The sequence below is a fragment of the Macrococcus sp. PK genome (assembly GCF_022501545.1).
In the GTDB taxonomy this organism is placed as follows: domain Bacteria; phylum Bacillota; class Bacilli; order Staphylococcales; family Staphylococcaceae; genus Macrococcoides; species Macrococcoides epidermidis.
The window spans coordinates 154,576-163,584 of record NZ_JAEPRF010000007.1; the positions used below are offsets into that span (position 1 = coordinate 154,576).

General features: G+C 33.3%; 9 protein-coding genes and 1 pseudogene. 7 read left to right on the top strand and 3 right to left on the bottom strand.

The genetic code is table 11. From position 1 onward, the window contains the following. Window positions 1–64 precede the first annotated feature (64 nt). From JJJ02_RS06465 to JJJ02_RS06485, 5 genes are all read left to right on the top strand, one after another. Window positions 65–964: a fumarylacetoacetate hydrolase family protein gene (locus JJJ02_RS06465; protein ID WP_239242295.1), complete on the top strand. Its 900-nt coding sequence runs from the start codon at window positions 65–67 to the stop codon at window positions 962–964. 152 nt (window positions 965–1,116) lie between these two features. Further along, entirely contained in the window at window positions 1,117–1,503 is a 387-nt protein-coding gene (locus JJJ02_RS06470; RefSeq protein ID WP_238999321.1) for a YisL family protein, read from the top strand. 120 nt (window positions 1,504–1,623) lie between these two features. Then, a complete protein-coding gene (locus JJJ02_RS06475) occupies window positions 1,624–3,036 on the top strand; it encodes an alpha-amylase family protein (protein WP_203546362.1) in 1,413 nt (470 codons plus the stop codon). Between the two features lie 58 nt (window positions 3,037–3,094). Continuing rightward, entirely contained in the window at window positions 3,095–3,622 is a 528-nt protein-coding gene (locus tag JJJ02_RS06480; RefSeq protein ID WP_101042853.1) for a helix-turn-helix domain-containing protein, read from the top strand. A gap of 11 nt (window positions 3,623–3,633) precedes the next feature. Continuing rightward, window positions 3,634–4,497 (top strand): IS3 family transposase, encoded by an 864-nt coding sequence (locus JJJ02_RS06485; RefSeq protein WP_232779643.1) that lies wholly within the window; start codon window positions 3,634–3,636, stop codon window positions 4,495–4,497. Between the two features lie 172 nt (window positions 4,498–4,669). On the opposite strand, the gene JJJ02_RS06495 is transcribed toward JJJ02_RS06485, so the two are convergent. After that, window positions 4,670–4,984 carry an ArsR/SmtB family transcription factor gene (locus tag JJJ02_RS06495; protein ID WP_048728532.1) on the bottom strand — a complete coding sequence of 105 codons (315 nt, stop codon included), beginning with the start codon at window positions 4,982–4,984 and terminating at the stop codon, window positions 4,670–4,672. A 368-nt stretch (window positions 4,985–5,352) separates the two neighbouring features. Here JJJ02_RS06495 and JJJ02_RS06500 point away from each other — a divergent pair, with 368 nt between their 5' ends. After that, a complete protein-coding gene (locus JJJ02_RS06500) occupies window positions 5,353–7,278 on the top strand; it encodes a heavy metal translocating P-type ATPase (RefSeq protein ID WP_198337172.1) in 1,926 nt (641 codons plus the stop codon). A 252-nt stretch (window positions 7,279–7,530) separates the two neighbouring features. Continuing rightward, a pseudogene (locus JJJ02_RS06505) lies at window positions 7,531–8,079 on the top strand (recombinase family protein); the annotation flags it as partial. Between the two features lie 204 nt (window positions 8,080–8,283). On the opposite strand, the gene JJJ02_RS06510 reads toward JJJ02_RS06505, so the two are convergent. Beyond that, a complete protein-coding gene (locus JJJ02_RS06510) occupies window positions 8,284–8,472 on the bottom strand; it encodes a PTS glucose transporter subunit IIA (protein ID WP_198337171.1) in 189 nt (62 codons plus the stop codon). Between the two features lie 26 nt (window positions 8,473–8,498). Beyond that, a complete protein-coding gene (locus JJJ02_RS06515; protein ID WP_396614726.1) occupies window positions 8,499–8,843 on the bottom strand; it encodes a glucose PTS transporter subunit EIIB in 345 nt (114 codons plus the stop codon). Between the last annotated feature and the right edge of the window lie 166 nt (window positions 8,844–9,009).

Genomic DNA, 9,009 nt, shown 5'->3' on the forward strand with positions numbered 1-9,009 from the left:
AAGCATGAAAGTTATGACAATATTCTGTATAATGAGGGCAACACAGAAGAGGAGTGGAAGCAGAATGAAGTTTTTAACATTTAAGGTTGGCGATAAAGAAACATATGGTGTTAAAGTTAAACGTGAGGATGCAGCTTGGGATTTAGTAAAAGTATTTGCTGATTTCAAGGAAGGGGATTATCCTAAAACGTTACTTGAAGCTTTACAGCAAAATAATACAGTAGATTTTCAGGAGTTAGTGCGTGCAACAATTGAAAAAGTTGAAGCATCTGAAAAAAAGGCTGATTATAAATATGAATTCACAGCGATTCAATTCTTACCACCTGTTACACCTACAAATAACGTTATTGCAATCGGTCGTAACTATGAAGAACATGCATCTGAACTAAATAATGAAGTGGATGCATTATATGTATTTACAAAGGCACCATCAAGTTTAATTGGTGATGGAAATGAAATTCCTTCACATAGTGACGTAACGAATGCGCTGGATTATGAAGGTGAACTAGGTGTTGTTATCGGTAAGTACGGACATAAGATTCCAAAAGCGATGGCATTAGATTATGTTTATGGTTATACGATCATCAACGATATTACAGCACGTGACCTACAGAAAACACATTCACAGGCATTTCTTTCGAAAAGTTTAATTGGTGGTTGTCCGATGGGGCCATACATCGTTACGAAAGATGAATTACCTATGCCTGAAAATACAAATATTGTGACGAAAGTTAACAATGAAATTCGTCAGGACGGTAATACGAAGGATATGGTATTAAAGATTGATGATTTAATTGCTGAAATTTCAAAATATGTAGCACTTCACCCGGGAGATGTTATTGCAACTGGTACGCCAAGTGGGGTTGGAGCTGGTATGAATCCTCCAGTTTACTTAAAACGTGGCGATGAAATCAAAGTTACGATTGATGGTATTGGTACATTGATGAACACGGTAGGCGAATAAAACTTTTTATGAGAGGGACAGTTTTTTAAACGGACTGTCTCTTTTTATGAATAAATATAATAACAGTTTTAATAAACTATACGCATTAGTAACGAAAAAATTAAATATATGTTAAACTATATGAGTATGTATTATAGATAGGGGGAATACAGTTGATTACTGGTATGTTACATTTACACATCATGAGTTGGGTTGTTTTATTAATCGTCTTTTTTGCAGCATATGAAAACTTCTCAGATCGCTTAGGACCAAGCAAATATTTTAAACCACTGATGATGTTATTACGTATCTTTGCTTTACTTGCTCTAGTAAGTGGAGGTTACATCTTCTTTAAAGCAATGAATGCAGATGCAATGATGTATGGATTTAAATTTTTATTAGGACTAGCAACAATTGCTTTGATGGAAGTAACTTTAGCACGTAAGAAGAGAAAGAAACCTTCAAGAAACTTCTTCTACATTGTGATTTTAGTTGCACTCATTACGATTGGACTAGGTGTTCATTTACCACTTGGACCAATCACAGGTATGTTTAAGTAATCCGTTAAGAATCTCAGAATTGAGGTTCTTTTTTTAATTCATGAACTTTTTATGAATTTCTCCCCACGTTCTGTTTATTTTAGTATAATCAAAGATAACGACTAAAGTGAGGTAATTAGAATGAAAAAATTTATAACACTACTAGCAAGCATTCTTTTATTATTAACGTTTCATCAGAATGCTGATGCTGCTACAAAAAAGGATTTACGTATTTATAGTTTAATAATCGATCGTTTTATGAATGCCAATGCTGCGAATAACAAACATATTCATAACGAAAAAGATAATACACTACCATATGGTGGAGATTTAAATGGTGTTATCAATAAGATGGATTATATTAAGAAGATGGGGTTTAATACCATTCATCTTTCTCCAGTATTCGAAAAAGACCAAAATGATTATTTAGGTTATAAAGTTAAGAATTATAATACGATTGATGATGTTTACGGTGGCGAGAAACAATTTAAAAAGATGATTAAACTCGCTCATAATAAGAAGATGAAAGTTATTGTAGATATTCCGTCTACTGTGACAGAAGGTTATACTGAGACAAATGACACGAAGATGAATGACTTTCAAAGAGCTTATTTTAAGGACATGAAAATCATAGACTTAAAAAATAGTAATAACCAAAAAAAATTCAAAACATCAGTGACGCAATTTGTTGATAAATATAATATTGACGGTGTTTCGATGTACGTTATGCAGGATGGCATCGATGCAAAAGCAATATTCCCTGAGAATGTTGAAACGATTGCAATATTAAATGAAGATATTAATGTGACAGGTTTCAAACACATACAAAAATTAGCTACTACAAAAGCAATCGCTAATGCTTTTAAGACAACTGATCAAGATATTCCTAAAAAGTACGAAATGAATGAATTACTAGCAAGTGATAACTTCTTTATGCCGAGGTTTACAAATTATGCAGCGAATGAAAATATGTTTCCGGGTACTCGTATAAAGCAGCTTATGAGCTATTTGATGGTTCAGAAAATGCCTATTAGTATGACGTATGGTACTGAAATAGCAATGAACGGAGATAAAGCACCTGATATTCATCAGTTACTTGATTTCCGTGTTGATAAAGAAGTTATTGAATACTTAGAAGTTACGAGTGGTGTTTACAAAAAGTATAATGAAATGTTTGATGGTAAATCTGAGGTTATCTATAATAATGAAGGTAATCAATTAATTTATTTTGATACAAACAAGGTTGACTTTATCTATAACATTAATAATACGAGCAAGGCAACGAATATTAAGCTGGATAGCAACCGTGTCCCTAAAGATAAAATGTTAAGTGGATTATTAATAGGAGACCGTATTCATTATAAAGATAATAAGTTTTCACTGATTACAAATCGTGAAGAAGCGGAACTATATGCAGTTGTGAAGAATCAAGGATTTAACAATGGTTACCTAATTGCTGCTGGTGCGATTATCATATTATTCACTTTATTTATTATCGGAGCAACTCGAAACAGAAAAAGATATATAGCGAATCAGCAAAATAATCAAAAATAAAAAAACCGCAAAATTGAAGTGCACCCCTAAAGTTGAACCTTAAAATTCAACTTTAGGGGTGTTTATTTTGAATAAAAAGCATGATCTTGATTTTAAATTAAAACTAATCAAAGAATATAAAGAAGGAAATATTGGTTATGATTCATTAAGTAACAAATATGATATCGATCCTTCACAACTAAAAACATGGACTTACCAATTTGATACCTTCGGTATTGACGGCCTTATATCTAGTATGACCAGAAAGAAATATTCAACAGATGAAAAATTAAGAATCATTCAGTATAGAATTACTAATCAACTTTCATATAAAGAAACTGCTAGAATCTTTGAGATTACTAATCCTACTTTAATAGCTCAGTGGCAGATGAAATACAATCAATATGGTATCCTAGGTTTAGAATCAAAACCGAAGGGTCGTGCGTCTAAAACTATGAAAAATAAAAAGGTTGATAACACTAGTTTAAACGAAAGTGAACGACAAGAATTAATACGCTTACGTGAGGAAAACAGGAGATTAGAAATCGCAATTGCTCTCGAAAAAAAGTTACAATCCTTAGCTCGAAAAAATCAAACAAAGAAATAGTAGCTGCTATTATTGAGTTAAGGAATGAATCTAACTATAAGTTAAAAGAAATATTATCAGTAGCTATGATAGCGAAAAGTGTATACCATTATTGGAAATTACGACTTAGTGTCACTAAACATAAAGACAATTATTTAATTACTTTGATTAAAGAAATCATTAACAAACATAAAAATAGGATAGGTTATCGTACAGTAACCGACGAACTAAGAGAGTTAGGTTTTGTAGTTAACCATAAAAAAGTTCTTAGAATAATGAGAGAAAATAATTTACTTTGTACAAAGTTTAAGCATAGAAATAGAACATATAAGTCGTACAAAGGGAAAGTTGGCAAAACAGCTAAGAATAAATTGAATCGCAGATTCGTAACTAATCGCCCATATCAAAAATTACTTACTGATGTAACACAATTCAACATTAAAAATGGAACTAAGCTATATCTGTCAACAATTTTTGATGTATGTTCGAAAGAGATTATTTCTTATTCAATTAGTAAGCGTCCAACATTGGAATTCGTTATGGAATCATTGTTAAAAGCAATTAATGTAATTCCAGACCTTCCCTATAGAACTACAATCCATTCCGATCAAGGGTGGCAATATCAGCATAAATCTTGGGTACAATCTTTGAAAAAGAATAGAATTATTCAAAGCATGTCTAGAAAAGGTAATTGTCTTGATAATTCTCCGATGGAGAATTTCTTTGGTATTTTAAAACAAGAAATGTTTTATGGAGAAACATTTGATTCTTATGATGAACTAGAAGAGGAGATTATTGACTATATGGAGTATTATAATTTAGTCAGAAAGAAGAGAAAATTAAAAAGCAAGACTCCTGTAGAATACAGAAATCTTGCTTTAATGAAAGTAGCTTAATAAAAAGTTCAACTTTTTGGGTTCACTACAAAAGAAGGCACTCTCTTCGGGTTTTCGGTCTGTACTGAAATCAAGGTATTATTGGGAATCCCAGCTTAAATCATAGATACCGTAAGGGATTTTATTCTTTATTTAAAACTTTGCAACAGAACCTTTTATACCTTATTAGCTTTTATTGTTCTTGTTCATTGATATGAGTTAAGACTTGTTCGAGAATACTGAAAACATGAAGATCATCAAGACTGTAAACCATGCTTTTCCCTTCTCTTCTTGCCTTCACTAAACGTGAATCTTTCAATATTTTTAGTTGGTGTGAAATCGCGGACTGTTCCATATCCAATGCAAGCACAATGTTTCCAACACTGAGCTCTTCTTTCTGTAAAAGAAAGAGAATTGACAAGCGTGTAGGGTCACTAATCACTTTGAATACTTTGCTTATTGATTGGATCTTCTCTTTATTGATTGGCGAAGTTGTTGATGTATCCATATGATCTTATTCCTCTCACATGATTTTTCATTCATATATATATAATACCACGTGAGTAAAACGATGCTAGTTTTTTGTTTATAGACAAAATTAAGACTTTTGTATCAGCAATAGTAGTCCATTTGAATAAGAAGCATCTTGTCTTGACAAAACTCATACAGTGAGTTAATATGATTTTGTAAACATATGAATATAACTTCATATCTTTATCATAATCATTCCGATTTACAAATAAAAGGAGATGGAGACTGGATAAGCCCAAACCATTTGAATCCTTGCCTTACTTAAGCAAACAAACGAGCTCAGAATTTGCAAGGCACAAAAAAAGTCAACAAAAATCAAAGAAATTTAATAGAAAGGTGATAGAAATGGAAACTACCAAAGAGCAACATTCACAGGAAAAAGAGAAACATAACCACGACCATGATCACAATCACGGGAAGATGCCTATTATTCTATACTTTATTGGTTTGGCATTGGCAATTGTTGCATTGTTCTTAAGTGGAGAATATCAATTAATTAAAAACATCATGTTCTCACTCGCCACAATTAGTGCGGGCTATCATGTCATTGTTCTGGAAGGTCTTGGAGAGACAATTGAGAATACAAAAGCAAATAATAAGTTTACGCCTAATTCTCATATTTTAATGGGATTAGCGGCTATAGGAGCTTCAGCGATAGGGAATTTTTGGGAAGGAACGTTGTTGATTCTCATTTTTTCAGGCGCACATTTCCTGGAAGATTACGCTGAAGGAAGAAGTAGACGAGAAATAACGAAATTACTCGAAATGAACCCAACAACTGCTCGGTTAATTTTGCCTGATGGGAATACAAAGATTGTTGACGTCAGTGAATTAACAGTTGGGGACCAACTTCAAGTACTAAACGGTGACCAAGTACCCATTGATGGAGTCATTTTATCTGGCTCTACTTCCATTGATGAATCGTCTATTAATGGTGAAAGTATACCCAATGAAAAAACAAAAGGAGATACCGTTTTTGGGAGTACGATTAATGGGACAGGCACGTTTACAATGGAAGTCACCAAAGAAAACGAAGATACAGTATTTTCAAAAATTTTACAATTAGTGAACCAGAACCAAGATAATCAAACAAAAGCTGCGAGTATTATCCAAAAATTCGAACCGAAATACGTCACAGTTGTTTTAATTGCCATTCCCCTGTTCGTGTTATTGGCTCCTGTTCTACTTGATTGGACATGGTCACAAAGTATTTATAGGGGATTGGTTCTTTTAGTTGCAGCTTCACCCTGTGCTTTAGCAGCAGCTACCGTATCGGTAACCTTATCAACAACCTCTAACCTGGCCAAAAAAGGTGTCCTTTCAAAAGGTAGTTCTTATCTGTCTCAATTAGCTGATACTCAAGCAATTGCGTTTGATAAGACGGGAACTTTGACCAAAGGAAAACCAGAAGTAACCAATTATTATTTTGCCGATTCTGTGAATGAAGAAAATATTATTGATATCGTAGTGGCTCTTGAAAAAGAATCCAATCACCCTTTAGCAGATGCCATTCTAAGAAAGTTTGAACAAAAAAATAAGCTTACCATTGAAGTAGAAAATCAGATTGGTAAAGGGTTGACGGGAGATTATAACGGAAGAAATTATCGGATTGGAAAACCAACTTCGTTTGACAATGTTGAAAATGAATATATTCGTTTAAATAAGGAATGGGCATCAGAAGGTAAGACAGTCGTATACGTAGCAGAAGATGAGAATGTCATTGGACTTATAGCTCTCATGGACATTCCAAGTGAACATGCAAAAGAAACTATTAATTACTTTAAAGAACACGGCATACACACCACTTTAATTACTGGTGACTCAGAAATGACAGGAAAAGCAGTTGCAGAACAATTAGGAATAGATGAAGTAATCGCGAATGTCATGCCAGAAGATAAATCTCGAATTATTGACGAGCAAAAAGAGAAATACGGCGTAACAGCAATGGTGGGTGATGGTGTAAATGATGCCCCTGCCCTTGTTAATGCAGATGTAGGTATTGCCATGGGGGACGGAACAGATGTAGCAGTAGAAGTGTCTGATTTGGTTTTAATGCAGAATAATTTATCCAAATTGGTACAATCTCATAATATTGCAACCAAAATGAATCGTGTCATTTGGCAAAATATTTTTTTCTCAATGGCCGTTGTTGTCTTTTTAATTATTGCTAGTTTCTTAGGTTTGATGGATATTGCAATTAGTGTCTTCCTTCATGAAGGAAGTACGTTGGTCGTTATTCTGAATGGACTTCGTTTATTAAAATCTAATTAATTCTATCAAAACCCATAAAGCTAGGGTATAGTAATAACTGTCTGAAGTTAATATGCCTTTAACGTTCTAAAAACGTTAGAGGCATATTTTTTATAAATTACTTTGTCTCAAAAACAGTCGATTATGATACGATTTTTAAGGACTGTTTTTTACTAAAAAAGTAGTCCTTTTCAGTATCAAAACTTTTTTCTTTATGTATGAATCTTTAACCACCATTTATGATACAATAAAATCAAAAAAAGGATGAGTTTTATGAATGGATATATATATGGCTATGCTAGAGTGAGTACACGATCACAAGAGTTAAACCGACAACTAGATTTACTCAATGAACAAAATTGCAATGAGATCCTTACTGAAAAAATGACTGGAACAAAATCCGATCGGCCTCAGCTGAACCGACTAAAAGATAAGATACGCCCTGGAGACACAATTATAGTGGAAAGTTTCTCGCGTCTAGGTCGTAGTACTAAAGATTTAATTGATCTCGTTACTTACTTTGAAGAGCATAAAGTGAAGCTTGTAAGTCTGAAAGAAAACTTCGATACTAGTACACCCCAAGGACGCTTAATGATGACCGTTTTCCAAGCATTCAGTCAGTTTGAGCGTGATTTGATTGTAGAGCGTACGAAAGAAGGTTTAAAAAGCGCGCGGGCTAGAGGTAGAAAAGGTGGTCGCCCACGCGTTAATCAACGAGATATTGAAAGAGCAGTGAAACTATATGACAGTCAGGAATATAGTGTAAAAGAAATTACGGAAATGACTGGTATTAGTAAAGCTACACTCTATCGATATTTAAAATAGTAAAAAAAAAAAGCATTTTAAGGCAGTTTCGAATCTCCGAGTGGATGACTCTCCACGAAACAGTCTTAAAATGCGTTTTAGTTTATTCGATTCTACAGATATTATATAACTCAATTGTATTCTTTACGTATATCTACATCTTTATACCAATCTAAATGAGGAGCCAGTTCTAACTCTGGCATATCAGGGTATCCTGACCCTCTAAATGCTTCTACCACTAATCGGTGAATATACCTCTTTTATATTAGGTCTAATAGCAAAACCATCCCCTAACATTTTCTGAGAAAACACATCATCTTTCACCTCTGTAATTGGAACAAATACCCCTGTATTTATGCTATGTAGGGTTAATTGGTTCGTCTTCTTTTTAAATTTTTTAAATAAATTCACACTTTATCTTCCCTTCAAAGAAACAATTACTCCATTTCTAGTAATTCTCTCATTTCTGTCTTATAGACTGCTGCTTTATTACCATAAATAATTTGAATACCAGATGGAACATTAACAACACCATTTGCCCCTAGTTTTTCCATGAAATGAGTACTTGATTCAACTTTACTTGGCTCTTTTAAAGTTATTCTCAAACGTGTAAAACAAGCATCTACTTTTTCAATATTATCTTTACCACCGACAGCAACAATGATCGCTTCTAAAAGCTCTTTAGAATCTGTAGTATTTTCAACAGTACCAGAAATAACAACATCCTCTACTTCTCTACCTGGAGTTTTTAAATTCCATTTAATAATAGCAAATTTAAAAATAAAATAATATAAACAAAAAGGTTCTGTTGCAAAGTTTTAAATAAAGAATAAAATCCCTTACGGTATCTATGATTTAAGCTGGGATTCCCAATAATACCTTGATTTCAGTACAGACCGAAAACCCGAAGAGAGTGCCTTCTTTTGAAGTGCACCCCTAAAGTTGAAC